A 26402-nucleotide genomic window follows, 5' to 3' on the forward strand; every position below is an offset into this window, starting at 1 on the left:
CCCCAGCACCCACCCGCCCCCGGAACCCTCCGGTTCCACCGCCTCCACCGTTCCGTCCGGCGCGTACGCCGATGCCAGCAGGCCCCTTCCGAGACGGTCCACCGCCTGATGATGGAACGTCGGCACCGACGTCTCCTCCGGTACTGCCTCCTCGTAGCGCGTCCCCGGTACCGGCTTCACCGTGTGGTGGCCGAAGACGCCGGGAGTGATCGCGTGACCGTCGATGTGCTGAACCAGCGTGCCGCCCAGGGCGATGTTCAGGAGCTGCATGCCCCGGCAGATGCCCAGCAGCGGGGTGCCGGACGCCAACGCCGCCTCGATCAGGGCGAGTTCCCAGGCGTCCCGCGCCTCGGCGGGCGGCCCCGTACGAGGGTCGCGCGCCGCGCCGTACCGCGCCGGATCGACGTCCGGACCGCCCGCGATCACGACACCGTCGAGCCGGGCGACCGTCGCCGCCGCGTGGGCCGGGTCGTCCGGCGGGAGCATCGCGGCGATGCCCCCGGCCCGCTGCACGAGCCGTGGATACCCGGCCGGCAGCAGCGCTGTGGGCAGGTCCCACGCCCCCCAGCGAGCGCTGGGCTCCAGATACGTGCTGACGCCGATGAGGGGTCGTCGTCCGGTCGTGGTCACGAGGCTCTCCTTGGCATCCAAGGCGTTCAAGGCGTTCTAGGCATTCAATGGCGTACGGGGATACCTTTGCCGACCCTTACCCCGGGTGGCAACCCCGGTTCAGGCAAGGAACCCTCGCAGCAGTGCCGCCGTCCCCGAGCAGTGCTCCCTCATCATCTCGCGCGCCCCGTCCGCGTCCCCGTCGAGCACCGCGTCGACCAGCGCCGCGTGCTGGCGCTGCGAGTGCTCCAGGTTGCGGACGAGCAGCGGGATGCAGTCCAGCAGGTCGTTCACCTGTGCCCGTACCGCCGCGTACTGCGAGGTCAGCGTCGGGGAGCCGCACAGTTCGGCCAGCGTGAGGTGCAGCAGCGTGTCCCGGCGGCGATAGTCCGCCAGGGGTGCGTCCTGGGTGCGGACCAGCGCGTCCCGAAGCCGGTCCGCCTGTTCCGCCGACAGCCCGTGCTGCGCGCACAGCCCCGTCGCGCCCACCTCCAGCACCTCCCGGAAGCGCAGCACGTCCTCGAGGTCGACCGCGCTGATCCGCCGCCGCAACTCGTCCTCGCCGCCCGCGCCCGCGTCCCCGCGCGGCAGGACGAACGTGCCGCCGTACCGGCCGCGCCGCGACTCCACGAGCCCCTGGTCCTGGAGCACCTTCAGCACCTCGCGCAACGTCACCCGGCTGATCCCGAGCCGCTCCGCGAGTTCGCGCTCGGCCGGCAGCCGCTCGCCGCCCGGCACCAGACCCAGTCGTACGACCTGGAGGATCTGTTCCAGCGCCTCCTCGAACCCGTTGCCCGCCCGCACGGGCCGCAGTACCGGCGTCAACCGGTCCTCCAAGCCGCCCTCCGCGTCCAGTGACATCTCGTCGTGCCCCCTTCCCAAGCAATGGTTCTCCGCAATACCTTATGGCTTCCGGCCCGGCCGAAAAAACGCGCAGAAGCCGAAGGAGCTTTCCCGTGGCAGACCGCACACCCCCGCTGAGCGTCGAGGAACTGCACGCCCTCGTCGCCAGCGGTGAGATCGACACTGTCGTCCTGGCCTTCCCCGACATGCAAGGGCGGCTCCAGGGCAAGCGGTTCGCCGCCCGCTTCTTCCTCGACGACGTCCTGGAGCACGGCAGCGAAGGCTGCAACTACCTTCTCGCCGTCGACACCGACATGAACACCGTCGACGGCTACGAGATGTCCTCCTGGGAGCGCGGATACGGCGACTTCGCCATGCGCCCCGACCTGTCCACGCTCCGCCGGCTGCCCTGGAACACCGGTACCGCGTTCCTCGTCGCCGACCTCGCCTGGAACGACGGGTCCCCGGTCGTCGCCGCGCCCCGCCAGATCCTCCGCCGCCAGCTGGACCGCCTCGCCGAGCACGGGTTCAGCGCCAAGGTCGGGACCGAGCTCGAGTTCATCGTCTTCAAGGACACCTACGAGCAGGCCTGGGACGCGAACTACCGGGGACTGACCCCGGCCAACCAGTACAACATCGACTACTCGGTCCTCGGCACCGGCCGCATCGAGCCCCTGCTGCGCCGCATCCGGAACGAGATGACGGCCGCCGGGCTGACCGTGGAGTCCGCCAAGGGCGAGTGCAATCCGGGCCAGCACGAGATCGCCTTCAAGTACGACGACGCCCTCGTCACCTGCGACCAGCACGCCGTCTACAAGACCGGCGCCAAGGAGATCGCCAGCCAGGAAGGCGTCTCGCTCACCTTCATGGCCAAGTACAACGAGCGCGAGGGCAACTCCTGCCACATCCATCTCTCGCTCGCCGACGCCGAGGGCACGAACGTCATGGCCGGCACTCCGGCCGACCCGGGCGGCATGTCCGAGGTCATGCGGTACTTCCTCGCCGGGCAGCTCGCCGCCCTGAGGGACTTCTCGCTGCTCTACGCGCCCAACATCAACTCGTACAAGAGATTCCAGCCGGGTTCGTTCGCGCCGACCGCCGCCGCCTGGGGGTACGACAACCGCACCTGCGCGCTGCGGGTGGTCGGCCACGGCCGGTCCATGCGGTTCGAGAACCGGCTGCCCGGCGGTGACGTCAACCCGTACCTCGCCGTCGCCGGACTGGTCGCCGCCGGTCTGTACGGCATCGAACAGAAGCTGGAACTGCCCGAGGCGTGCGCGGGCAACGCCTACGCCGGCGACTACGCACACGTCCCGACCACCCTGCGCGAGGCCGCCGAGCTGTGGGAGAACAGCCCCATCGCCAAGGCCGCCTTCGGCGACGAGGTGGTCGCCCACTACCGCAACATGGCCCGCGTCGAACTCGACGCCTTCGACGCCGCGGTGACCGACTGGGAGCTTCGCCGCTCCTTCGAACGCTTGTGAGAGGTCCTTTCTTGTCGTACGAGCATGAGCGTGAAGTCACGTACGAGCGTGAGCTTCGCGTCCTCAACCCCGCCACCGAGGACGTCATCGCCACCGTCCCCGCCGCCACCCGGGAGGACGTCGACGCGGCCGTCGCACGCGCCACGCGCGCGCAGGCGCGCTGGGCCGCCCTCGCGCCCGCCGACCGCGCCCGGCTGCTGCGCCGCTTCGCCGTCGTCGTCGACGAACACCTCGAAGAGCTGGCCCAGTTGGAGGTCCGGGAGGCCGGGCACGTCATCGGCAACGCGCGCTGGGAAGCGGGCAACGTCCGCGATCTGCTCGACTACACGGCCGGGGGAGTGGAGCGGCTGACCGGACGGCAGATCCCGGTCGCCGGCGGCCTCGACATCACCATCCTCGAACCGCTCGGCGTCGTCGGCGTCATCGCGCCCTGGAACTTCCCCATGCCGATCGCGGCCTGGGGCACCGCTCCCGCGCTCGCCGCAGGCAACGCGGTGATCCTCAAGCCCGCCGAGACCACCCCCCTGACCGCCCTGCGCCTGGCCGAACTCGCCCTGGCGGCAGGCCTGCCGGAGGACCTGTTCCAGGTGCTGCCCGGCCACGGCCCCGTCGCGGGCACCGCACTCGTGGAACATCCGGGCGTCGCGAAGATCGTCTTCACCGGCTCGACCGGCGTGGGCAAACAGGTGCTGGCCAAGGGGTCGGCGCTCCTCAAGCGCGTCACCCTCGAACTCGGCGGCAAGAGCCCCAACATCGTCTTCGCCGACTCGGACATCGAGGCCGCCGCGGCAGCCGCGCCCATGTCGTTCCTCGACAACTCGGGCCAGGACTGCTGCGCCCGCACCCGCATCCTCGTCCAACGCTCCGTGTACGACCGTTTCCTCGGCCTCCTCGCCCCCGCCGTCGAGTCCGTCCTGGTCGGCGACCCGGCGGACGAGAAGACCCAGATGGGCCCGCTGATCTCCAGGGCCCAACTGGACCGCGTACGCGGCTACGTCACCGACGACCTGGCCGGCATCCGGGGCGAGGCGCCCACGGGCCCCGGCTTCTGGTTCCCGCCCACCGTCCTCACCGACGTCGACCCGCACGCGCGCGTGGCCGTCGAGGAGGTCTTCGGCCCCGTCGCCGTCGTCATCCCCTTCGACGACGAGGCGGACGCCGTGGCACTCGCCAACGCCACCGACTACGGCCTCTCCGGCTCCATCTGGACCCGGGACGTCGGCCGCGCCCTGCGCGTGTCGCAGGCTGTCCGGGCAGGCAACCTGTCCGTCAACTCGCACTCCAGCGTGCGCTACTCGACCCCCTTCGGCGGCTTCAAGCAGTCCGGGATCGGGCGCGAGCTCGGCCCGGACGCCCTCACCGCATTCACCGAGACGAAGAACGTCTTCATCAGCACGGAAGGCCCCGCACAGTGACCCAGTCGACCGAAGAGAACATCTGCCGACGCCTGGTCGGCCGTACCGCCGTCATCACCGGTGCCGGCAGCGGCATCGGCCTTGCCACCGCGCGCCGGCTCGCCTCCGAGGGCGCCCACGTCGTCTGCGGCGACGTCGACGAGACGCGCGGCAAGGCCGCCGCCGACGAGGTGGGCGGCATCTTCGTCAAGGTCGACGTCACCGACCCCGGGCAGGTCGAGGCGCTCTTCAAGACGGCGTACGACACCTACGGCAGCGTCGACATCGCGTTCAACAACGCCGGTATCTCGCCGCCCGACGACGACTCCATCCTGGACACCGGCCTGGAGGCCTGGAAGCGCGTCCAGGAGGTCAACCTGACCTCCGTCTTCCTGTGCTGCAAGGCCGCGATCCCCTACATGCGCCGCCAGGGCAAGGGCTCGATCATCAACACGGCGTCGTTCGTGGCGAGGATGGGCGCGGCGACATCGCAGATCTCGTACACCGCGTCCAAGGGTGGCGTCCTCGCCATGACCCGTGAGCTGGGCGTTCAGTTCGCCCGGGAGGGCATCCGCGTCAACGCACTCTGCCCGGGTCCGGTCAACACGCCGCTCCTCCAGGAACTGTTCGCCAAGGACCCCGAGCGCGCCGCCCGCCGCCTCGTCCACATCCCCGTCGGACGGTTCGCCGAGGCCGACGAGATCGCCGCCGCCGTCGCCTTCCTGGCCAGCGACGACTCGTCCTTCGTCAACGCCACCGACTTCCTGGTCGACGGCGGTATCGCGGGCGCGTACGTCACCCCCGTGTAGTCGACTGGTCGACCAGTCGACAGCGATACGGTTTTCGCCGGTCCGGGAACACGCACGCCAGGCCGCCCCCGCCGCACCCCGGCGGGGGCCGGCCGCCTCTTCGCCCAGTCGGCGGTGGGCGGACCGGGCCCGGTCAGCGGCTCGCGGGCGGTCGTGAGCGGCGCCTGTCGGACGCGATTCCCGCAGGACAGGGGGACGATCCGGGCAGAAGCCCCGGGTGCCGTGGACTGGTTCCCGTTCGGTGTGTGTCAGCCCGTAGAGTGACGCTTCACGCGGCGAGGAGCCGCCGCGCGCGGAGGTACGCGCGCGGATGGGTGCCCGCCCGCGCGGGTATGCGTGCCCGGGACGGCCGCGTCCCGCGCCGCACGGACTCCGCCGGCTGTGCGCCGGTACGAGGAAACGGGGGGTGCATGAGCACGGAAGCGCGTCGCGCCTCCATTCCTCCGCGCCCGGCCACCCCTCCGTCACCGGCCGATCCACCGGTCACGGACGGTACGGGCGAGACGACTGCGGCGGGTACGCCTGGTGCTGGGGGTGCTGGTGCGGTGACCGGCGACCCGTCGAGCGCGCCGGTGTCTTCCGGCTCGACGCCCCCCGAAGCACCCCCGGCGAACCCGGCGCCCTTCGCCGCCCCGCCCCGATTCCCGTACCTGCGCGCTCCCTCCCGCGAGGGCACCGACCCCATAGCCCCGCCCGCGTCTGCGGCCCAGCTCCCCGACGCGCCGCCCGCAGGCCGTGCCCCGACGCCGCCGCGCCCCCGCCCCGACCTGCCACCGCGCCCGACGCACCAGCCGCCCGTGGCGCCCTGGCGCCCGACCGTCCCCACCGACGCCGACACCGAGTCGGAGACGACCAGGCGCCTGCGCAGATTCCCGCCACCGCCCGCCCCGAACAGCGGACCGGGCGCGACTCAACAGACACGCTCCACCGGCGGGCCCTCGACCGCACCCCATTCCGGACCGCGCCCCCCGGACCAGCCCATCGCCCCGACAGGCCGCCCATACCTCCCGGACGCGAGCCAGCCATCGAACGGCCGTCCGACCGGGTCCGAGACGCCCGCGCCACCGACGGATCCACGGCGCCCTGCGAGCGCGCCGTCCGCGCCGATGGGTCGTTCGTATCGCAATGATGCGTCGCAGGCATCGGCCAGTCACCCGCGTACCGCGGAGGCGGCTGCTGATCCGTCGCGCCCCGCGGGCGCGCCGTCGGCGTCGGCTGGGCGTCCGTATCGTCTGGATCCGTCGCAGGAGGCGAACGGTCGTGGGCGCACGGCCGAGACCCCTGCGGCGCCGACGGATTCGCCGCGTCCCGCCAGTGCGCCTTCCGGTCCGATGGGCCGTCCGTATCGCCCGGTCCCGCCCCAGGCGTCGGCGAACGTCGAGACTCCTGCGGCGCCGACGGATTCGCCGCGTCCCGCCAGTGCGCCGTCCGCGCCGATGGGTCGTGCGTATCGTCTGGATCCGTCGCAGGAGGCGAACGGTCGTGGGCGTACCGCCGAGACTCCTGCGGCGCCGACGGATTCGCCGCGTCCCGCCAGTGCGCCGTCCGCGCCGATGGGTCGTGCGTATCGCCTGGATCCGTCGCAGGAGGCGAACGGTCGTGGGCGTACCGCCGAGACTCCTGCGGCGCCGACCGATTCGCCGCGTCCCGCCAGTGCGCCTTCCGGTCCGATGGGCCGTCCGTATCGCCCGGTCCCGCCCCAGGCGTCGGCCAACGTCGAGATGCCCCCGGCGCCCGTCGATTCGCGGCGCTCTGACGGTGCGCCCACCGGTCGTCCGTACCTCACCGACGTACCCCAGGCGTCGAACGGCCGTCCAGGCACCGCCGAGGCCCCCGCCGATCCGCCCCGCCCGGCGAGCGCGCCCTCCGCCCCCGCAGGCCGGCCCTACTTCCCCGAGCCGCCCCAGGCGCCGACCGGACACCCAGGCACCGCCGGGATGCCCCAGGCGGGCGCCGGTTCGTCCCGCCCCGTGAGTGCGTCCTCCGGGCCCGCGCACCGTACGCCCGACCCCGCCCTCTCCTGGAGCGCCCCCTACGGCGACACCGGCTCCGCCCGTTCTCAGCGGCCGGTCGTTTCGCTGGCGGAGCCCGATGTGTACGGCCGTGGGACGCGGTCCCGGTCCTTCAGTGGGCGTGCGATGCTGGCCGCCGCCTGTGCCGTGCTCGGGCTCGGGCTCATCGGCGGTGCGCTGACCGGGAGTTGGCTGACCGGGGACGACGCGGGAGGCGCCGGTGCGCGTACCGCGTTCACCGCGGCCGGGAACCTCTGGCACAGCGTCCCCGTGGACCAGCTCTTCCCGCCCACCGTGGAGGGCGAGGGGGCGGGCCCCGGCGGTGCCGACCGGACCTGGGTCCGGATCGCCGTCGCCCCGGACACCGGTTGCGCCGACGCCTTCGACCCGCTGCTGCGCCAGGCCCTCGCGCCCGTCGGCTGCCAGCGGCTCCTGCGCGCCACCTACACCGACGAGACCCAGAGTTACGTCACCACCGTCGGCCTGCTCTTCACCAACGCCGACGCGGCCGCGATGAACGCCCTGAACGCCCGCTTCAGCAGCGAGAACCTCGACCGCCGTACCGACCTGATGCCCCGCCCCTACGCCGCGAAGAACACCGTCGCCGCCGGTTTCACGGACGCCCAGCGCGCCTCCTGGACCATCTCCGTCCTCACGGACGCCCCCGCCGTCGTGTACGCCGTCTCCGGCTGGGCCGACGGCCGAGGCGTCGACACCCCGGAGCCCGCCGACGAGGCCATGGCGCCCGGCGCCACCACCGCCCTCGCCCAGGCGGGCCTCGGCAACGAGGCGAAAGGCCTGGCCGACCGCGTCGAACGGGCCCTGCGCAAGAACGTCGGCTCGGCCGCGAAGCAGCCCTCATGACCCGTACCCGCACAGCCCGGAGCGGGCTCCTCGTCCTCCTCCTCGCCGGCTCCCTCGCACTCCTGCCCGCCACCACCGCGTACGCCGACGGCATCCGGGGCCAGCAGTGGGCCCTGGACGCCATGCACACGCAGGAAGCCTGGCGGACGACCAAGGGCCGGGGCGTCACCGTCGCCGTCCTCGACACCGGTGTCGAGTCCGATCACCCGGACCTCGTCGGCAACGTCCTCCAGGGCAAGGACATGGTCGGCTTCGGAGCGACCAGGGGCAACCCGTACTGGGCCAAGCACGGCACCGCCATGGCCGGCATCATCGCCGGTCACGGACACGGCTACGACAATGGGGACGGCGTTCTGGGCATCGCCCCCGAGGCGAAGATCCTGCCCATCCGCGTGATCCTCGAGGACGGCGACGCGGCCCGCCGAAAGGCCCGCAACACCCGCGGCAACGCCCTCGCCGAAGGCATCCGCTGGGCGGCCGACCATGGCGCCGACGTCATCAACCTCTCCCTGGGCGACGACTCCAAGTCCGCGCATCCCGAGCCCGCCGAGGACGAGGCCGTCCAGTACGCCCTGAAGAAGGGCGCCGTTGTCGTCGCCTCGGCCGGCAACGGCGGGGAGAAGGGCGACCACATCTCCTACCCGGCCGCCTATCCCGGCGTGATCGCCGCGACCGCCGTCGACAAGTACGGCGTCCGCGCCTCGTTCTCCACCCGCCGCTGGTACGCCACGGTCAGTGCCCCCGGCGTCGACGTCGTCATCGCCGCCCCCGACCACCGCTACTACGAGGGCTGGGGCACCAGCGCCGCCGCCGCGTTCGTCTCCGGCGCCGTCGCCCTCATCAAGGCCGCCCACCCCGGGCTGACCCCGGCACAGATCAAGAAGCTCCTGGAGATCACGGCCCGCAACGAACCGGACGGCGGCCGGGACGACGCCCGGGGCTTCGGCTTCATCGACCCCGCGGCGGCCATCGAGGCGGCGGGCAAGCTCAGGCCGGAAGAGCTCAAGTCGACCGTGTACGGCAAGAAGTACTTCGGCGCCGGCCCGGACCCGTTGCCCAAGGAGGACGACTCCTTCAACTGGGCCGGCCCCGTGGCGGGCGGCCTCGGCGTCGCGCTCCTGCTCGCGGCGGTCCCGCTGTGGCGCGGACGCCGCAGGACCGCCGAGCACCCCGCCTACGACTCGTACGACGACGACTTCTGAGCCACCCGGGCAGCACCCCGGCTACCTGGCGATCGGTCAGGAACGTTCGGTGGTACCGGACTTCGTGGTGAACGCCGAAACCGCCGCCCGCGCCGCCGACTCCACCAGCGAAATCCCCTTCGCCTTCGTCGTGTTGCCGTTCGACACCACCGCGACCAGGAACTCCCGCCCGTCCGCCCCTGTCACCCGGCCGATGCTGTTGACGACCCACAGCCCGGTCGCCGTACGCGGCAACCAACCGTTCTTCAGCGCGAATCGATCACCTGTGGCACCCGTGGTACCAGCGGCCGACACTCCCCAGTCCTGGTCCTCGGCCACGGAGCCCATCAGGCCCTGGAGATACGTCCGCGACGCCTCACTCAGCGCCGAAGCCTCCCCGGTGTCCGCGAACACCTGCTGGAGCAGGGTGAGTTGATCGGCCGCCGTGGTCCGGGTCAGGCCCCACAGGGTGCCCGCGCCGCCCTCGGTGTCCGTCAGCCCGAAGCGCTTGTTGGCGGCGCCGAGTCCCTCCGCCTCCCCGATCGCCGTCCACAGCGCCGACGCCGACGCGTTGTCGCTGACCTCGATCATCGGGGTGGCGTACTGCCTCTCCCACGCCGTGAGACCCCGGTTCTCGTCCTGCGCCTGGAGCAGCAGCGTCGCCAGGATGTCCACCTTGACGATGCTCGCCGTCTCGAACGCCCCGTTCCCGTGGACGGCTCGGTCGCCCGACGCGACGTCGAGCACGGCCACGGACACCTCGGCCCTCTCCTCGGCTGCCGCGATCACCGGTTTCATAGCCTCGGACAGCAGGGTGTCCGGTTCCACCGGCGCCTCCTCACTCGCTCCGGCCCGTACGGGCGCCGCCGCCGCAGACGTTACGCGTGCCATGCGGGCGGGAGCCCGGGAGGGATCCCCCGGTAGGGTCGGTCACCGTGGCGAACAAGAACATCCCCGACTCCGGCTTCTCCGACGACGACGGCAGCGCCGACCCCGTGCTGAGCGCCGCACTGGCGGCCTGGGCCGAGGACCGCACCGCCGTCGGACCCGTGCTGACGGCCCTCAAGGGGGCCCGGCTGCTCGTCCCCGTCGTCGCGGTGCTCGGGGAGGCCGAGGTGGACGAGAACGGTCTTCGCCACGAGAAGACCAGCGACATGGCCGTACCGACGCTCAGGGCAGGCGACCGGACCGCCCTGCCGGCCTTCACGTCCACCGACTCACTGGCCCGCTGGGACCCGGCCGCCCGCCCCGTCGCCGTACCCCTGCACCAGGCCATCCAGGCGGCCGTGCACGAGAAGGCGGACACGATCGTCCTCGACCTGGCCGGACCCGTGCCGTACGAGGTGACCGGCCCCGCCCTGCTCGCGCTGGCCGAGGGACGTACGACGGCGGATCCGCTCGCCGACCCCGCCGTGATCGACGCCGTACGGGCCGTCGTGGCCGCCGAGCCCGCCGTGGTCCGCGCCCACCTGGGCCCGGGCCGGGCCGACGGCACCCTCGCCCTCGTACTGGACCCGACCGCGCCGCCCGCCGACACCGCCCGCGCGGTCGCCGGGAGCCTCGCCGCCGACGAGACGCTGAGGGCCCGCCTGGTGCGTGGCCTCGACCTGGCCCTCCTGCCGGCCGGGGCGACACCCCCCGGCGAGCCCCTCTACGTGCGTTCCTGAGGACGGGCATGGGAATCGAACTGGAGCTGCACTCGGAACGGCCCGTACGCAAGGGGAGGTCCCGCCAGACGCTGCTGAGAGGCTCCTACGAGCATGGCGAAGCGTTGGCCAGGGCGCTGAGCACGCTGGACCGGCACGGTCCGGGCAAGCTGGGCTGGGTGGATCCCTACGGCGACACCCTGTTCAACGAGCAGGAGGCCCAGGCCGCCCGCCAGGAAGCCGGCGCCCTGGCGCAGCGGTGTGCCGACGAGCAGCAGAGGGCGGCGCTGCTCGACCTCGTCGAGTTGCTTGAAGCGTGTGCCGCGACGCCGGGCAGCTACCTGTGGTTCATGGGTGACTGACGGCAGTCGACCCTGCGCGCCTAGCCGTAGACCGGGCCCGTGTACTTCTCGCCGGGGCCCTGGCCTCGCTCGTCCGGGACGAGGGACGCCTCGCGGAACGCCAGCTGGAGCGACTTCAGGCCGTCGCGCAGCGGGGCCGCGTGGAAGGAGCTGATCTCCGTCGTGCTCGCGTCGAGCAGACCGGCGAGGGCGTGGACCAGCTTGCGGGCCTCGTCCAGGTCCTTGTACTTGTCGCCCTCGTCGGTCAGACCGAGCTTCACGGCGGCGGCGCTCATCAGATTCACGGCGACCGTCACGATCACCTCGACCGCCGGGACCTCGGCGATGTCGCGGGTCATGGCGTCGAAGTCGGCAGCCTGGGAATCGTTCTCGGCACTCTGGGGAGGGGTCTCACTCATGACCCACACGATAGGCCCCGTCCCACCCGGGCCGGGGTGCGGGAGCCGGGTGCCCACGGGTTAGCACCTACCCCCTCTTGGTGTTAACCTTGTGGCAACGACCGGCTGGACACTTGCGTGCCCGGCCCACAAGTGGAGGCTCCGATCTCCCACCCGACCGCCCTCACGGACGGCGGGTCACCCGGTCAGACGGCCACCATCGTTCCGTACGGACGATGGAGTCGTCCGATGTGCGCCCCGCGGTTGACCGCGGCGGTGCTCCGGTATGCCTTTGGAGCCCCGCCTGTGTCCCGTCGGGGCATTTTTTGTCTGCCCCGGTAGTTGGTCCCACTGTCATCAGAGACATACGCGACGGTCCGCCAGACCGCCGTGTGGTGCTACCGAGGAGGATCCATCAGCACCGAGCCCCGCATCAACGACCGGATTCGCGTTCCCGAAGTGCGACTTGTCGGTCCCAGCGGCGAGCAGGTCGGGATTGTTCCGCTTGCCAAGGCCCTGGAGCTTGCGCAGGAGTACGACCTCGACCTGGTCGAGGTGGCGGCGAGCGCGCGCCCGCCGGTCTGCAAGCTCATGGACTACGGGAAGTTCAAGTACGAGTCGGCCATGAAGGCCCGTGAGGCGCGCAAGAACCAGGCGCACACGGTCATCAAGGAAATGAAGCTCCGGCCGAAGATCGACCCGCACGACTACGACACCAAAAAGGGTCACGTCGTCCGGTTCCTCAAGCAGGGCGACAAGGTCAAGATCACGATCATGTTCCGTGGTCGCGAGCAGTCCCGGCCCGAGCTGGGCTACCGACTGCTGCAGCGGCTCGCGACGGACGTCGAGGACCTCGGGTTCATCGAGTCGAACCCGAAGCAGGACGGCCGGAACATGATCATGGTTCTCGGTCCGCACAAGAAGAAGACCGAGGCGATGGCCGAGGCCCGTGAGGCCCAGGCGGTCCGCAAGGCGGAAGCGAAGGCCAACCCGGGCAAGTCGCAGAACGCCGCGGAGATCGACGAGCTCGACGAGGACATCGTTGACGACGGGGACACCGCCGCCGACGAGGGCATCGCCGAGGGGACAGTCGAAGCTTCGGCCGAGACGTCTTCCCAGGTCTGATCCCGGGGCTCACGCCCAGGGATGCCAACCCATACACATGACGTTCCACCGTGCCCGGTTTCACGACCGGGCACCGGAACGCCACTGACGAGGAGAGAACGGCGCTATGCCGAAGAACAAGTCGCACAGCGGTGCCAGTAAGCGCTTCAAGATCACCGGCTCCGGCAAGGTGCTCCGCGAGCGTGCCGGCAAGCGCCACCTGCTCGAGCACAAGTCGTCCCGCGTGACGCGCCGCCTCACCGGCACCGCCGAGATGGCCCCGGGCGACGCCGCGAAGATCAAGAAGCTTCTCGGCAAGTGACGTACCGGCGCCTGTGCGCCGTACGTACGTCTGAAGACCGGGACCCCATCGAAATCGGGCCGTGTGAAGACAACCACGGCCCCGCTGCAAGGAGTTAAAAGTGGCACGCGTCAAGCGGGCAGTAAACGCCCACAAGAAGCGCCGGGCGATCCTCGAGGCCGCCAAGGGCTACCGCGGTCAGCGTTCGCGCCTGTACCGCAAGGCCAAGGAGCAGGTCACCCACTCGCTGGTCTACAACTACAACGACCGCAAGAAGCGCAAGGGTGACTTCCGTCGGCTGTGGATCCAGCGCATCAACGCCGCTGCCCGCGCCAACGGCATCACGTACAACCGCTTCATCCAGGGTCTGAACGCCGCGAACATCGAGGTCGACCGCAAGATCCTGGCCGAGCTGGCTGTCAACGACGCCGGTGCGTTCGCCGCGCTCGTCGAGGTCGCGCAGAAGGCTCTGCCGGCGGACGTCAACGCGCCGAAGGCCGCGTGACGCTGGCGCTGGCCTTGAGCCGCGTGTGATGTGGCCCCGGGCCCACAGGTGTTCGCCGCCTGTGGGCCCGGGGGTTTTTGGGTGCGTTGTCGGGTGCGGGTCCGGTGGGGCTTGGTCGCGCAGTTCCCCGCGCCCCTGGAAAGGTGCGGCCCGGTGGGGCTGGTCGCGCAGTTCCCCGCGCCCCTGAAAAGCAGGGGCTGCGTCCCGTGCTTTTCGGTCCCGCGGGGCCCGTGCTTTTGTCTTTAGGGGCGCGGGGAACTGCGCGAACAGCCCCCACCGGACCCGCACCCGACGACGAACCGAACCCTGGAAAAGGTGTACCAATGCCTCCCGCCATTGAGTTGATCTCACCGCGTTCGCCCCGCGTCTCCGCCGCGCGGCGGCTTGCGCGGCGGAACTTCCGGGGTAAGGAGCGGCTGTTTCTCGCCGAGGGGCCGCAGGCCGTGCGGGAGGCGGCCGGGCATGCGGACACCCTGGTCGAGCTGTTCGCCACCGTCGACGCCGCGGAGCGGTACGCCGACATCATCGGGGAGGCCCACGCCGCCGGCGCCCGCGTGCACCTCGCCGACGAGGACGTCATCGCCGACATCTCCACCACGGTCACCCCTCAGGGCCTCGTCGGGATCTGCCGGTTCCTCGACACCCCGTTCGAGGACATCCTCAAGGCGCGGCCCCGGCTCGTCGCCGTTCTCGCCAACGTGCGCGATCCCGGCAACGCGGGCACAGTCCTGCGGTGCGCGGACGCCGCCGGCGCCGAGGCTGTCGTCCTCACCGACGCCTCCGTGGACCTGTACAACCCGAAGGCCGTACGGGCCTCCGTGGGCTCCCTGTTCCATCTGCCCGTGGCGATCGGCGTGCCCGTCGAGGAAGCCGTTGCCGGGCTCAAGGACGCCGGCGTACGGATTCTCGCCGCCGACGGCGCGGGCACCGACGACCTCGACGACGAGCTGGACAACGGGACCATGGGCGGGCCCACGGCCTGGGTCTTCGGGAACGAGGCCTGGGGGCTTCCGGAGGAGACGCGCGCGCTCGCCGACGCCGTCGTACGGGTTCCGATCCACGGAAAGGCGGAGAGCCTGAACCTGGCGACCGCCGCCGCCGTATGTCTCTACGCGTCCGCCCGTGCACAGCGCGCCTCCGGAGGGTGCCGCTCCGTCACCGAGAGCTAGTAGGGTGACGGGCTCGGGGGCCCACTGCGCCAGTACGAGAGGTGGGGTACGGGGATGACTGTCGGCACGAGCGGAACACTGGGGGCCTGGGAATTGCGGAGCGAACCCGCCTCCCCGCACGGTGATCCCGCCGGGCCCGGAGCCGGAGTCGGATTCGGGGCTGAGCTGGGTCTCGAACCCGACGACCTGCCCGACGGACTCGTCGTCGCCGACGAGCACGGCCGGGTGATCTGCTTCAACGCCGCCGCCCAGCGCATCACCACCGTCCCCGCCGCCGACGCCCTGGGCCTGCGGCTCGAACGGGCCCTCCCATTAGAGGACCTGGAAGGGCGCCGCTGGTGGCAGCTGACCGACCCCTACGGCGGGCTCGCGATCAGGAACGGCCAGCCCGAGCGCAACCTTCTGCTGCCTGGCGGGCGCGAGGTGCTCGTCTCGGCGCGCTACCTCCGTACGCACCCCACCGGACCCATCCGCCGGGTCGTCGTCTCCCTGCGTGACACCGAGGCCCGCCGGCGCACCGAGCGCAGCCACGCCGAGCTGATCGCCACCGTCGCCCACGAACTGCGCTCGCCGCTCACCTCCGTCAAGGGCTTCACCGCGACCCTGCTCGCGAAGTGGGAACGGTTCACCGACGACCAGAAGAAACTGATGCTGTCGACCGTCGACGCCGACGCCAACCGCGTCACCCGGCTCATCGCCGAACTGCTCGACATCTCGCGCATCGACTCCGGACGCCTCGAACTGCGCCGCCAGCCCGTCGACATGGGCGCCGCCGTCGGACGGCACATCCAGGCGTACGTGGCCGCCGGCCAGCCCGCCGACCGGTTCCTGCTCCGGATGGAGCAGCCGCTGCCCGCGCTCTGGGCGGACCCGGACAAGGTCGACCAGGTGCTCAGCAACCTGCTGGAAAACGCGGTGCGCCACGGCGAGGGAACCGTCACAATCGAGGTGACGGCCGCGCTGTCCCCGCGTGAGGGGGACGCCGACCAGCACACGGCCACGTCGGTCACCGTGAGCGACGAGGGGCCCGGCATCCCGGAGGAGTCCATGAACCGCGTCTTCACCCGCTTCTGGCGGGGCAGCAAGCGCGGCGGCACCGGCCTCGGGCTGTACATCGTCAAGGGCATCGTCGAGGCCCACGGCGGTTCCATCACGGTCGGCCGCGCCCAGGACGGCGGCGCCGAGTTCCGATTTACGCTGCCCGTGAGCACCCCGGCGTACCTGCAGTAACGCCGACGAGGCCCCACGGGCGCGTTCGCACACCTCACCCCCGTTAGAATCGGCCTTTGGCACCTTTGCGTCCCTCTCTGTGGACCATTCGTCTCCGAGCCGTAGACGGGGACCATCCGCCAGCCAACCGGAAGCACGGGAAGAGATGTCGGCACCGAACAAGTCGTACGACCCTGTAGAGGTCGAGGCCCTGAAACCGGAAGAGATCGAGCGCATGCGGGACGAGGCGCTCGCCGCCTTCGCCGCCGCGGACTCCCTCGACGCACTCCAGGAGGCCAAGGTCGCCCACACCGGCGGCACCTCGCCGCTGGCCCTCGCCAACCGCGAGATCGGCGCGCTGCCCCCGCAGGCCAAGGCCGCCGCCGGGAAGCTCGTCGGCCAGGCCAGGGGCGCCGTCAGCAAGGCGCTCGCCGCCCGCCAGAGTGAGCTGGAGGCCGACCGGGACGCCCGCGTGCTGGTCGAGGAGGCGGTGGACGTCACCCTGCCGTACGACCGGGTACCGGTCGGCGCCCGCCACCCGCTGACCACGTTCATGGAGCGCGTCGCGGACGTCTTCGTCTCCATGGGGTACGAGGTCGCCGAGGGCCCCGAGGTCGAGGCGGAGTGGTTCAACTTCGACGCCCTGAACTTCACCCCGGACCACCCGGCCCGGCAGATGCAGGACACCTTCTTCGTCGAGGGCCCGAAGGGGACCACCGGCGACGAGTCCGGTGTCGTGCTGCGCACGCACACCTCGCCCGTGCAGGCTCGCTCCATGCTCGACCGCGAGCCGCCGGTCTACATCGTGTGCCCCGGCCGCGTGTACCGCACGGACGAGCTGGACGCCACGCACACCCCGGTCTTCCACCAGATCGAGCTCCTCGCCATCGACGAGGGCCTGACCATGGCCGATCTCAAGGGCACCATGGACCACATGGTCCAGTCGCTCTTCGGCCCGGACATGAAGACGCGGCTGCGGCCCAACTACTTCCCCTTCACCGAGCCGTCCGCCGAGATGGACATGCTCTGCTACGTCTGCAAGGGCACGTCCGTCGGCCACCCCGACCGTCCCTGCCGGACCTGCTCCAGCGAGGGCTGGATCGAGCTGGGCGGCTGCGGCATGGTCAACCCGCGCGTGCTCGTCGCGTGCGGCGTCGACCCCGAGAAGTACAGCGGATTCGCCTTCGGGTTCGGCATCGAGCGGATGCTGATGTTCCGCCACAACGTCGAAGACATGCGAGACATGGTCGAGGGTGACGTCCGGTTCACCCGGCCGTTCGGGATGGAGATCTGATGCGGGTCCCGCTTTCTTGGCTGCGGGAGTACGTCGACCTGCCGGCGACTCAGACCGGCCGGGACGTCCAGGAGAAGCTCATCACGGTCGGCCTCGAGGTCGAGACCGTCGAGCAGGTCGGCGCCGGCCTCAAGGGCCCCCTGGTCGTCGGCCAGGTCCTGACCATCGAGGAACTGGAGGGCTTCAAGAAGCCCATCCGCTTCTGCACGGTCGACGTCGGCACCGCCAACGGCACCGGTGAGCCCCAGGAGATCGTCTGCGGCGCCCGTAACTTCGCCGTCGGCGACAAGGTCGTCGTGGTCCTCCCGGGCGCCGTCCTGCCCGGCGACTTCGCGATCGCCGCGCGCAAGACGTACGGCCACACCTCCCACGGCATGATCTGCTCGGGCGACGAGCTGGGCATGGGCGACGACGGCAGCGGCGGCATCATCGTCCTGTCGCCGGAGCACGAGGTCGGCACCGACGCCATCGAGCTGCTCCAGCTCGTCGACGAGGTCCTCGACATCGCCGTCACACCCGACCGCGGGTACGCCCTCTCGCTGCGCGGCATCGCCCGCGAGACAGCCATCGCCTACGGTCTGCCGCTGCGCGACCCGGCCCTGCTCGACGTACCGGCCCCGAACGCGTACGGCTACCCGGTCGAGGTCGCCGACCCGTTCGCCTGCGACCGCTTCACCGCGCGCACGGTGACCGGGCTCGACCCCGACGCGAAGTCCCCGATCTGGCTCAGGCGTCGCCTCCAGAAGGCGGGCATGCGCCCGATCTCGCTCGCCGTCGACATCACCAACTACGTGATGCTGGAGCTGGGCCAGCCCCTGCACGCCTACGACCGTTCCCGCGTCCAGGGCGCCATCGGGGTACGCCGGGCCGAGCCGGGCGAGAAGCTCACCACCCTCGACGGTGTCACGCGCTCGCTGGACGCCGAGGACCTGCTCATCGTCGACGACCGGGGCGCCATCGGCCTCGCGGGCGTCATGGGCGGCGCCAACACCGAGATCGACGACACCGAGGGCACCACCACCGAGGTCGTCATCGAGGCCGCCCACTTCGACGCGATCACCATCGCGCGCACGGCCCGCCGTCACAAGCTGGCCTCCGAGGCGTCCAAGCGCTTCGAGCGCGGCGTCGACCCGCAGGCCGCCTCCGCCGCGGCCCAGCGCACGGTCGACCTCCTGGTCCTCCTCGCCGGCGGCACCGCCGACGCGGGCGTCACCGAGGTCATCTCCCCGTCCGCGCCGCGCACGATCTCCATCCCGGCGAACCACCCGGACAAGGTCGCGGGCGTCGAGTACGGCCGCGAGACCGTCGTACGCCGTCTCCAGGAGGTCGGCTGCGACGTGTACGGGCAGGACGAGCTGATCGTCACCGTCCCGTCCTGGCGCCCCGACCTGACCGACCCGAACGACCTCGCCGAAGAGGTCATCCGGCTCGAGGGCTACGAGAACCTGCCCTCCACGCTGCCCAAGCCCCCTGCGGGCCGCGGCCTGACCGACCGGCAGCGCCTGCACCGCCGCGTCGGCCGCGCCCTGGCCGGAGCCGGCTACGTCGAGGCGCTGAACTACCCGTTCATCGGCGAACACGTCTTCGACCAGCTGGGCCTTGCCGCCGACGACCCGAAGCGCAAGGTCGTCAAGCTGGCCAACCCGCTGTCCGACGAGGAGCCCGCGCTCCGTACGACGCTGCTGCCGGGCCTGCTCGGCGCGCTGCGCCGCAACGACGGCCGCGGCAGCCACGACCTGGCCCTGTTCGAGACGGGGCTGGTGTTCCACCCGCAGGACGAGCTGCTGATCGCCGGGCGTCTGCCGGTCGACCGGCGTCCCACGGACGAGGAAGTCGCGTCGTTGACGGCCGCGCTCCCCGTCCAGCCCCGGCACGCCGCCGTCGTCCTCGCGGGCGCCCGCGAGCAGGCCGGCTGGTGGGGCAAGGGTCACCCGGCCGACTGGGCCGACGCGATCGAGGCGGCAAGGAGCCTGGCCCGCGAGGCCGGCACCGAACTCCTTGTCCGCGCGGGCCAGTACGGGCCGTGGCATCCCGGACGCTGCGCCGAGCTGGCCGTGGTCGTCGACGGCACCGAGCAGGTCATCGGGTACGCCGGTGAGCTGCACCCCCGGGTGCTGAAAGCCCTGCATCTGCCCGCGCGCACCTGTGCGATGGAGCTGAACCTGGACCAGCTGGAGGCGGCGAGTTCGGGCGTACCCAAGGGCCCGAAGATCTCCACGTTCCCGGTCGCCACGCAGGATGTCGCCCTGGTCGTCGCGCGCGAGGTTCCGCACGCGGACGTCGAGGCGGCGCTGCGGGAGGGGGCGGGCGAGCTGCTGGAGTCCATTCGGCTGTTCGACGTGTACGAGAGCGGTGAGCAGTTGGGGGAGGGGCGGAAGTCGTTGGCGTACGCGTTGCGCTTCCGTGCGGCGGATCGGACGCTCACCGTTGACGAGGCGTCGGCCGCGAGGGATTCGGCGGTTGCCCTCGCGGGGGAGCGAACGGGAGCGGTGTTGCGTAGCTAGCGCTTGTCGGGGAGGCGGGGATGGGTTGTCGGCTGCGGGTTCGTCGTGGCTTGTCGCGCAGTTCCCCGCGCCCCTGGGGGGCTGGGGGCTAAGCCACCCGCCCCCTAAGGGCGGGTGGGGGCCTCGCCCCCCGCTCCCCATCGGTCACTTCACTCCTTCGGGTGGTATGTCGGGGTGATCTGGTCCCTTCGGGGCATGTGGTCGACAGAATCGGACCGGTCTTTCGGGGCCGGTCCGATTTGTGTTGTCAGGGCCTGACTGGGGGGCCATCGGCATGATCCGTATCAAGGCTGGGGTTTCCTGTGGGGCTCGGCTCCGGAACGGGCGACTGCGGGCCGCGCTCGCGGGGCGGAGATGCAGGTTCCGGATCGCGGGGGCGCGGCCACGGTGCCGGAGGCGGCATCGGCCGCCCGAGCCGCAGGTCGCTCGGCGTATCGAGCGGCGGCCCTCGCGGTGGGTGCTCTCGCTCGCGCTGCCGACGCTGTGGGGGGCCGTGGCGATCACGTACAAGCTCGCCTGTCCGCTCGCCCAGCAGGGCGGGCTGGGGGCCCGGATCCTCACCAGTGCCGTCTTCTTCGCTGTCGGGACCGGGCTCGTACTCCACGTCCGCCGCGCACTCCTGCGTGAGTTGCGGATCGTCCGGCAGGTCGCCGGGGCGGCGCAGAGCGTGCTGCTGCGTCCGCTGCCGCAGCGCGTCGACGGTCTGCGGGTCGCCGCCGCCCAGCTGTCCGCCGACCGGGGTGCCGTGGTCGGCGGGGACCTGTACGAGGTCATCGCCACCGAGTACGGCGTACGGGTCGTGATGGGTGATGTGCGCGGACACGGCATCGCCGCCATCGGGACCGTCGCCGCCGTTCTCGGCAGCTTCCGCGAGGCCGCGCACGACGAGGCCGAACTCGGCAGCGTACTGCGGAAGTTGGAACGCGCCCTGGCCCGGCATCTGGGCGAGCGGGCGCCCGCCGAAGCGCTGGACGCGGGCAGTCAGGTCGTCGAGGAGTTCGTCACCGTACTGCTTCTGGAGATCGGCGGGGACGGCGAGCTGCGGGCCCTCAACTGCGGGCACCCGGCGCCGTATCTGCTCAGCGGCGGCCGGGCCGACGTACTCACGGTCGGCGAACCCCTGCCGCCGCTGGGGCCGTTCCCGCTGCCCGCAGAGCTCTCCGCCGCACACTGCGGCCAACTGCTGCCCGGCGAGGCCCTGTTGCTGCACACGGACGGCGTCGAGGACGCCCGGGACGCTCATGGCCGGTTCTTTCCCCTGCCGGCCGTCCTGGCCGAGGCGGTCCGCACCCAGCCGGTCTCACCGCAGGCGGTGCTGGGGGCGGTCTTCTCCCGCCTGTTGCGGCATGCGGGCGGCTCCCCGACGGACGACGTGGCGGTACTGGTCCTGCGAAACGACCGCCACCAACTCCCCAGACGGCAACAGGAACCCCCGGTGGTCCACCAAGTCACGTGAGCCGTACTTGGGTGCCGTAGGGGCCGAGCCGCCGCGCGATAACGAGGGGGAGCCGGCGACTCGGCGGCCTCTTGCGAGGCATTTCAGTCAACCGGATGGCAACTCTCCGCGACAGCGTGCACACGCTACGAATTCGCGCACTTCGATCACACCCCGTGTGAAGCCGGACACACTACGCTGACGGGCACGGTAGGCGCACCGTCGGCACCGAGCCACCGGAGAGCATCCATGCAGCCCAACACCCTGCTCGACGCGATCCTCGACGAGGCGGGCATCTCACACGCGGGACTCGCCGCCCATGTGAACCAGGCGGGCCGGGCGCGTGGCCTCGCTCTGAGGTACGAACACACCGCCGTGGCACGGTGGTTGAAGGGGCAGCGCCCGCGTGGCCAGGTGCCCGACCTGATCTGCGAGGTGCTCGCCGCCCGTCTGCACCGCACGGTCAGGCTGGACGACATCGGCCTCGGAGTGCCGGGCGACACCGCCGGTCCGCTCGCCTCGGCCGGTACCTCGCTGTCCGGGTTCGTCGAGCGGGCGACCGCGCTGTGGCGCTCCGACGAACAGCAGCGCCCGCACATCCTCGGCGCCCCCGCCGTCACCGGCACGCCCGCCGTGATGCCGGTGTGGGAGTGGGAGAACCCGCCCGAGGACGTCGACGTGTCACGCGGCGGCAGACACCGGGTCAGCATGGCCGACATCGAGATGCTCCGCTCGGCCCGCGCCCACTACGAGCAGATGTACCGCAAGGCCGGCGGTGTCGCGACCCGCAGCCGGATCGTCGGCTTCCTGAACACCGAGACCGCGCCCCTGCTGCGCGGCAGCTACACCGACGCCACCGGCCGCCAACTGCACCGGGCCACCGGCGGATTGGTGGCGATCGCCGGCATCTGCGCGTACGACTCCGATGCCCACGGCCTCGCCCAGCGCTACTTCCATCAGGCGCTGCGGCTGGCGAAGGCCAGTGGGGACCGGGGACTCGGGGCATACGTCATCGGGCTGCTGGTCAACCAGGCGCTGTTCATGCGGGAGTTCCGGCAGGCCGTCGCCTTCGCGGAGGCCGCGCTGCGCGCCGCCGGGAAGCACATCACGCCGGCGCTCGCCTCCGACCTCTACGCGATGCAGGCCAAGGCGTACGCACACCTGGGCGACGGCAGCAGTGCGCTGTCCTGCATCCGGCGGGCCGAGCAGGCCGCCGATCGCATCCGGCGCGGTCACGAGCCCGACGAAACCGGCTATGTCCAGCCGGGGTTGGTCAACGTCCAGGTGGCGGAGGCGCTGCTGAGCCTCGGAGATCTGGCGGCGGCGGGGGAGCACGCGACGGCTGCGGTGGACACCCCGGCGCATGACCGGGGGCGAGTGCACCGGCTCGCCATGCTCAGCCAGATCGAACTGCGCCGGGGCAACGCCGACAAGGCCGTGGCCACCGCCGTCCAGATGGCCGAGCAGGCGCGCGGAATGGAGTCCCAGCGGCTGCGTGACAGACTCCGGGCGGTACGCGAACACCTGGTGCGCAACGGCTGCGCGGGCACGGCCGAGGCGGCCGAACTGATCGACGGGGCGCTGCGCGTACCGCTCTAGAAACACCCCGGGAAACACCTTTGGCGCACCGGTTCTCGGGTAACCGCGCGGTGAGTCGCGTTCTGTGCGCCTGCTGTCAGCACGTTCCTGCTGCCATATTGCCATCTACTCGGCGGAAGGTGGCAGAACCGTGCAATGGACGAAGCAGAACGAACAAACCGTGTATGAAAACCGCTGGTTCAGGGTCAATCTCGCAGATGTCGAGCTGCCCGACGGGCGGCACCTCGACCACTTCTTAATACGGCTGAGGCCTGTCGCCGTGGCGACAGTGGTCAACGAGGCCAACGAGGTACTCCTGCTCTGGCGGCACCGTTTCATCACCGACAGCTGGGGGTGGGAACTCGCGGCCGGGGTCGTGGAGGACGGCGAGGACATCGCCTTCGCGGCCGCCAGGGAACTGGAGGAGGAGACGGGCTGGCGACCGGGACCTCTGCGGCATCTCATGAGCGTCGAGCCGTCCAACGGGCTCACCGACGCCCGGCACCACATCTACTGGGCCGAGGAGGGCGAGTACATCGGGCACCCCGTGGACGACTTCGAGTCGGACCGACGGGAGTGGATCCCCCTCAAGCTCGTCCCCGACATGGTCGCCCGCGGGGAGGTCCCGGCCGCCAACATGGCGGCCGCGCTACTGCTGTTGCACCATCTCAGGCTCGGCGAGGACAGGCCCTGAGGCCTGTCGTCAGCGCCCGAGGACCTGCCAGACCGTCACGACAAGTGCTCCAAGGGCCGTGAGGGCCGCGACAGCCGGCAGGGGCCAGCGGCCGTGTTCGAGGTGGACGACGCGTGAGCTCAGGTCGTCGACTTCCTTGTCCGTCTCCTTCGTACGGTGACTGAGCAGGGCCAGCCCTCCTTCGACGCGTGCGTACGCGACGTCGAGCCGGCGGCGTAACTCTGCGAGTTCTCCATGAGCGGTGGGATGCTCGGGATCGGCGGTCACTTGTCCGCTCCTTTCCGTAGTCGTCACATCCCTTGTCTGCGCATGAAGAGTCAACTCGCCTGGTGGGCGCGCGGGGAGAGTGTGCGGGCGGCATATGCGTGTCCGGCGCGCACACGGTGTGTGAAAGCCGCGGGCCCGGCGCTCCGAAGAGTGCCGGGCCCGCGACCCACCCCAGCATGACGCTGGGTGATATCTACGCGTAGGGGTAGAAGCCCGAGCCCGACTTCCGGCCCAGTCGTCCCGCGTCGACCATGCGCTGGAGCAGTGGGGGAGCGGCGTACAGCGGCTCCTTGTACTCCTCGTACATGCTGAACGCGACCGAGGCGACCGTGTCCAGGCCGATCAGGTCGGACAGCTTCAGCGGGCCCATGGGGTGGGCGCAGCCCATCTCCATACCGTTGTCGATGTCCTCGCGGCTGGCCATGCCCGACTCGAACATCCGGATCGCGGAGAGCAGGTACGGGATCAGCAGGGCGTTCACCACGAACCCCGAGCGGTCCTGGGCGCGGATCGCGTGCTTGCCGAGGGCCTTCTCGGCGAACAGCTGGGCGCGCGCGAGGGTGCCCTCGGAGGTGGTGAGCGCCGGGATCAGTTCCACGAGACTCTGCACCGGGGCCGGGTTGAAGAAGTGGATGCCGATGACCTGGTCGGGCCGCGAGGTGGCAACCGCCAGCTTCACCAGGGGAATCGAGGAGGTGTTGGAGGCGAGGATCGCGTCAGGGCGGGTCACCACCTGGTCGAGCACCTGGAAGATCTCCGTCTTCACCTGCTCGTTCTCCACGACGGCCTCGATCACCAGATCGCGGTCCGCGAACTCGCCGAGGTCGGTGGTGAAGCTGAGCCGCGCCAGCGTCTCGTCCCGCTCCTCCTCGGTGATCTTGCCGCGCTCGGCCGCCTTCGAGAGGGAGTTGAACAGCCGGGTACGGCCGAACTCCAGGGCTTCGCCAGTGGTTTCGGCGACCTTCACGTCCAGGCCGGAGCGGGCGCACACCTCGGCGATGCCCGCTCCCATCTGGCCGCAGCCCACAACTCCGACGCGCGAGATCTCTCCCGCTGGGCTGTCCGTCACATCGTCCCTTTCAAAAGATCCTCATGCGCAGGCCGTACGGCCCGCGCGGGCCCACCGTCGTCCGGGGTCTTCCGTCCGTCCGGGGTCCGCGCCGAACCTGCACGTTACCTTCGGCGCCTCCTGCCCGATTGTCCGGGCCTCACATGGGAGTCTGGCCCCGGACGGGTGACCACGGTTTGTGATGTGGCCGACACAGCGCACAGCGGAGGTACGGGAATGAGTGGGAAGGTGCGGCACGCGCGCATGTCACGGCGGGTGTTCGCGGTGACCGCCCTGTCGACGCTCGTGGCGGGCGGGGCGGTGGCCGGAGCGGCTCTCGCCGGCGCGGAACCGAGCCGACGGAACGGGGCGGACGGCAAGGGCGGGCGGGCGACCCGCGAACTGCGGGGCATGTGGCTGGCGACGGTCACCAACCGGGACTGGCCGTCCACGCCGGGGCTGAGCGTCACCCAGCAGCGCGCCGAGCTGATCGCCCACCTCGACACGGCGGTGAGCCGTCGCCTCAACGCGGTGTTCCTCCAGGTCCGCCCTGCCGCCGACGCCCTGTGGCCGTCACCGTACGAGCCCTGGTCGCAGGTACTCACCGGAACCCAGGGCAAGGACCCCGGCTGGGATCCGCTGGGCACGGCGGTCGCGGAGGCGCACGCGCGCGGTCTCGAACTGCACGCCTGGTTCAACCCGTACCGCGTCGCCAACAACACCGACCCCAGCAAGCTCGTCGCCTCCCACCCGGCCCGCAGGCATCCGGACTGGGTGGTGCCGTACGGCGGCAAGCTGTACTACAACCCGGGTCTGCCGGAGGTCCGCGGCTTCGTCCAGGACGCGATGCTCGACGCGGTGGCGAAGTACGACATCGACGGCGTCCACTGGGATGACTACTTCTACCCCTACCCGGTCGCCGGCCAGACCTTCGACGACGACGCCGAGTACGCGCAGTACGGCGGCGACTTCCCCGACCGGGCCTCCTGGCGGCGCGACAACATCGACAGGCTGGTGTCGGAGACCGCCGCCCGCATCAAGGCCGTACGCCCCGGCGCCGACTTCGGGATCAGCCCCTTCGGAGTGTGGCGCAACGCGGCCAACGACCCGCTCGGCTCGGACACGCGGGCGGGTGTGCAGACGTACGACGACCTGTACGCGGACACCCGGAAATGGGTGCGGGAGAACTGGATCGACTACATCTGCCCGCAGCTGTATTGGTCGGCACACCCGCTTGACCAGCAGGTTCCTGCCAACTATGCCGTCCTTCTGCCCTGGTGGGCGGAAGTCGCGAAGGGGTCTGGGACACGGCTCTACATCGGGGAGTCTCTCTACAAGGCGGGTGACCCGGCGCAGCCTGCGGAGTGGCAGGACCCGGCGGAGCTGTCCCGGCATCTGACTCTGGCCAAGGAGTACCTGGAGGTGCGGGGGCATGTGTTCTTCGCTGCCAAGGAGGTGAAGGCGGACAGGATCGGGGCGATGGCCCGGGTGGTTGCCGACCACTATCAGGGGTCGGCGAGGACTCCCCGGTGATCGAGGGTCCGGCCGTGTACAGGGCGGTCATGTGAGGTCTTGAGTCGGCATCCTGAATCGGAACGGTCTCGGATACTGGGCGTGCTGTTCCCGGACCGCCGGGCTGCCCGGGATGAGCGGCGGCCTTCCCGTTCCTGCACACCGCTGCCGCGTAGAGGTGCTGGCGGTGACCCGATCAAG

The 26402-nt window shown here is 71.1% G+C and carries 24 protein-coding genes; 18 read left to right on the plus strand and 6 right to left on the minus strand.

Features of this window, described 5'->3' with window-relative positions; genetic code table 11:
• Positions 1–630: gamma-glutamyl-gamma-aminobutyrate hydrolase family protein (locus ADL01_RS02785; protein ID WP_053740244.1), on the minus strand; the 630-nt coding region annotated here is incomplete at its 3' end.
• Positions 631–729: 99 nt separating this feature from the next.
• Positions 730–1470 carry a FadR/GntR family transcriptional regulator gene (locus ADL01_RS02790; RefSeq protein WP_053740245.1) on the minus strand — a complete coding sequence of 247 codons (741 nt, stop codon included), beginning with the start codon at positions 1468–1470 and terminating at the stop codon, positions 730–732.
• Between the two features lie 95 nt (positions 1471–1565).
• On the opposite strand from ADL01_RS02790, the gene ADL01_RS02795 reads away from it, so the two are divergent.
• The 5 genes from ADL01_RS02795 to mycP all read left to right on the plus strand — a co-directional run bounded on the left by ADL01_RS02795 (position 1566) and on the right by mycP (position 9217).
• Positions 1566–2936, plus strand: a complete 1371-nt coding sequence (locus ADL01_RS02795; protein ID WP_053740246.1) for a glutamine synthetase family protein — start codon at positions 1566–1568, stop codon at positions 2934–2936.
• 11 nt (positions 2937–2947) lie between these two features.
• Positions 2948–4351, plus strand: a complete 1404-nt coding sequence (locus ADL01_RS02800) for an aldehyde dehydrogenase family protein (RefSeq protein WP_053740247.1) — start codon at positions 2948–2950, stop codon at positions 4349–4351.
• Complete coding sequence (locus ADL01_RS02805; protein WP_053740248.1) at positions 4348–5139, plus strand: 3-oxoacyl-ACP reductase; 792 nt, start codon at positions 4348–4350, stop codon at positions 5137–5139. The genes ADL01_RS02800 and ADL01_RS02805 overlap by 4 nt, the downstream gene beginning before the upstream one ends.
• 1670 nt (positions 5140–6809) lie before the next feature.
• Entirely contained in the window at positions 6810–8015 is a 1206-nt protein-coding gene (locus ADL01_RS02810) for a hypothetical protein (RefSeq protein ID WP_234354475.1), read from the plus strand.
• Positions 8012–9217 (plus strand): type VII secretion-associated serine protease mycosin, encoded by a 1206-nt coding sequence (gene mycP / locus ADL01_RS02815; RefSeq protein ID WP_053740249.1) that lies wholly within the window; start codon positions 8012–8014, stop codon positions 9215–9217. Before ADL01_RS02810 ends, mycP begins: the two co-directional genes overlap by 4 nt.
• A gap of 36 nt (positions 9218–9253) precedes the next feature.
• On the opposite strand, the gene ADL01_RS02820 is transcribed toward mycP, so the two are convergent.
• Positions 9254–10087 carry a serine hydrolase gene (locus ADL01_RS02820; RefSeq protein ID WP_078960286.1) on the minus strand — a complete coding sequence of 278 codons (834 nt, stop codon included), beginning with the start codon at positions 10085–10087 and terminating at the stop codon, positions 9254–9256.
• Positions 10088–10131: 44 nt separating this feature from the next.
• Here ADL01_RS02820 and ADL01_RS02825 point away from each other — a divergent pair, with 44 nt between their 5' ends.
• Positions 10132–10863, plus strand: coding sequence for an SseB family protein (locus ADL01_RS02825; RefSeq protein WP_053740250.1), 732 nt, complete (start codon positions 10132–10134; stop codon positions 10861–10863).
• An 8-nt stretch (positions 10864–10871) separates the two neighbouring features.
• On the plus strand, positions 10872–11204 hold the full coding sequence (locus ADL01_RS02830; protein ID WP_053740251.1) for a hypothetical protein: 333 nt from the start codon (positions 10872–10874) through the stop codon (positions 11202–11204).
• Positions 11205–11224: 20 nt separating this feature from the next.
• Here ADL01_RS02830 and ADL01_RS02835 read toward each other — a convergent pair whose 3' ends face one another.
• Complete coding sequence (locus ADL01_RS02835) at positions 11225–11602, minus strand: DUF1844 domain-containing protein (protein ID WP_053740264.1); 378 nt, start codon at positions 11600–11602, stop codon at positions 11225–11227.
• A gap of 369 nt (positions 11603–11971) precedes the next feature.
• Between ADL01_RS02835 and infC the strand changes: the two genes are divergently transcribed.
• From infC to ADL01_RS02885, 10 genes are all read left to right on the plus strand, one after another.
• Positions 11972–12706 (plus strand): translation initiation factor IF-3, encoded by a 735-nt coding sequence (gene infC, locus ADL01_RS02840; protein WP_078960287.1) that lies wholly within the window; start codon positions 11972–11974, stop codon positions 12704–12706.
• Positions 12707–12812: 106 nt separating this feature from the next.
• Positions 12813–13007 (plus strand): 50S ribosomal protein L35, encoded by a 195-nt coding sequence (rpmI, locus tag ADL01_RS02845; protein WP_006374321.1) that lies wholly within the window; start codon positions 12813–12815, stop codon positions 13005–13007.
• Between the two features lie 100 nt (positions 13008–13107).
• Entirely contained in the window at positions 13108–13491 is a 384-nt protein-coding gene (gene rplT, locus ADL01_RS02850; RefSeq protein ID WP_053740253.1) for a 50S ribosomal protein L20, read from the plus strand.
• Between the two features lie 323 nt (positions 13492–13814).
• Positions 13815–14660, plus strand: a complete 846-nt coding sequence (locus ADL01_RS02855; protein ID WP_053740254.1) for a TrmH family RNA methyltransferase — start codon at positions 13815–13817, stop codon at positions 14658–14660.
• A 54-nt stretch (positions 14661–14714) separates the two neighbouring features.
• Complete coding sequence (locus ADL01_RS02860) at positions 14715–15890, plus strand: sensor histidine kinase (RefSeq protein ID WP_053740255.1); 1176 nt, start codon at positions 14715–14717, stop codon at positions 15888–15890.
• A 145-nt stretch (positions 15891–16035) separates the two neighbouring features.
• Positions 16036–17163 carry a phenylalanine--tRNA ligase subunit alpha gene (pheS, locus tag ADL01_RS02865; RefSeq protein ID WP_053740256.1) on the plus strand — a complete coding sequence of 376 codons (1128 nt, stop codon included), beginning with the start codon at positions 16036–16038 and terminating at the stop codon, positions 17161–17163.
• Complete coding sequence (gene pheT / locus ADL01_RS02870) at positions 17163–19667, plus strand: phenylalanine--tRNA ligase subunit beta (protein WP_053740257.1); 2505 nt, start codon at positions 17163–17165, stop codon at positions 19665–19667. Before pheS ends, pheT begins: the two co-directional genes overlap by 1 nt.
• 457 nt (positions 19668–20124) lie before the next feature.
• A complete protein-coding gene (locus ADL01_RS02875) occupies positions 20125–21123 on the plus strand; it encodes a PP2C family protein-serine/threonine phosphatase (RefSeq protein WP_234354476.1) in 999 nt (332 codons plus the stop codon).
• Between the two features lie 228 nt (positions 21124–21351).
• Positions 21352–22701, plus strand: coding sequence for a hypothetical protein (locus ADL01_RS02880; RefSeq protein WP_053740258.1), 1350 nt, complete (start codon positions 21352–21354; stop codon positions 22699–22701).
• Positions 22702–22831: 130 nt separating this feature from the next.
• Positions 22832–23374 carry an NUDIX hydrolase gene (locus ADL01_RS02885; protein ID WP_053740259.1) on the plus strand — a complete coding sequence of 181 codons (543 nt, stop codon included), beginning with the start codon at positions 22832–22834 and terminating at the stop codon, positions 23372–23374.
• 9 nt (positions 23375–23383) lie between these two features.
• Here the strand turns inward: ADL01_RS02885 and ADL01_RS02890 are convergent, their stop codons facing one another.
• A complete protein-coding gene (locus tag ADL01_RS02890) occupies positions 23384–23641 on the minus strand; it encodes a hypothetical protein (protein ID WP_053740260.1) in 258 nt (85 codons plus the stop codon).
• A gap of 193 nt (positions 23642–23834) precedes the next feature.
• Positions 23835–24710, minus strand: a complete 876-nt coding sequence (locus ADL01_RS02895) for a 3-hydroxybutyryl-CoA dehydrogenase (RefSeq protein ID WP_078960289.1) — start codon at positions 24708–24710, stop codon at positions 23835–23837.
• Positions 24711–24953: 243 nt separating this feature from the next.
• Between ADL01_RS02895 and ADL01_RS02900 the strand changes: the two genes are divergently transcribed.
• The gene (locus tag ADL01_RS02900) at positions 24954–26222 is read left to right on the plus strand and encodes a glycoside hydrolase family 10 protein (protein ID WP_053740261.1); all 1269 of its coding nucleotides are present in this window, start codon (positions 24954–24956) and stop codon (positions 26220–26222) included.
• The last annotated feature ends 180 nt before the right edge of the window (positions 26223–26402 follow it).

The sequence above is a fragment of the Streptomyces sp. NRRL WC-3618 genome, from assembly GCF_001280005.1.
Taxonomy (GTDB): domain Bacteria; phylum Actinomycetota; class Actinomycetes; order Streptomycetales; family Streptomycetaceae; genus Streptomyces.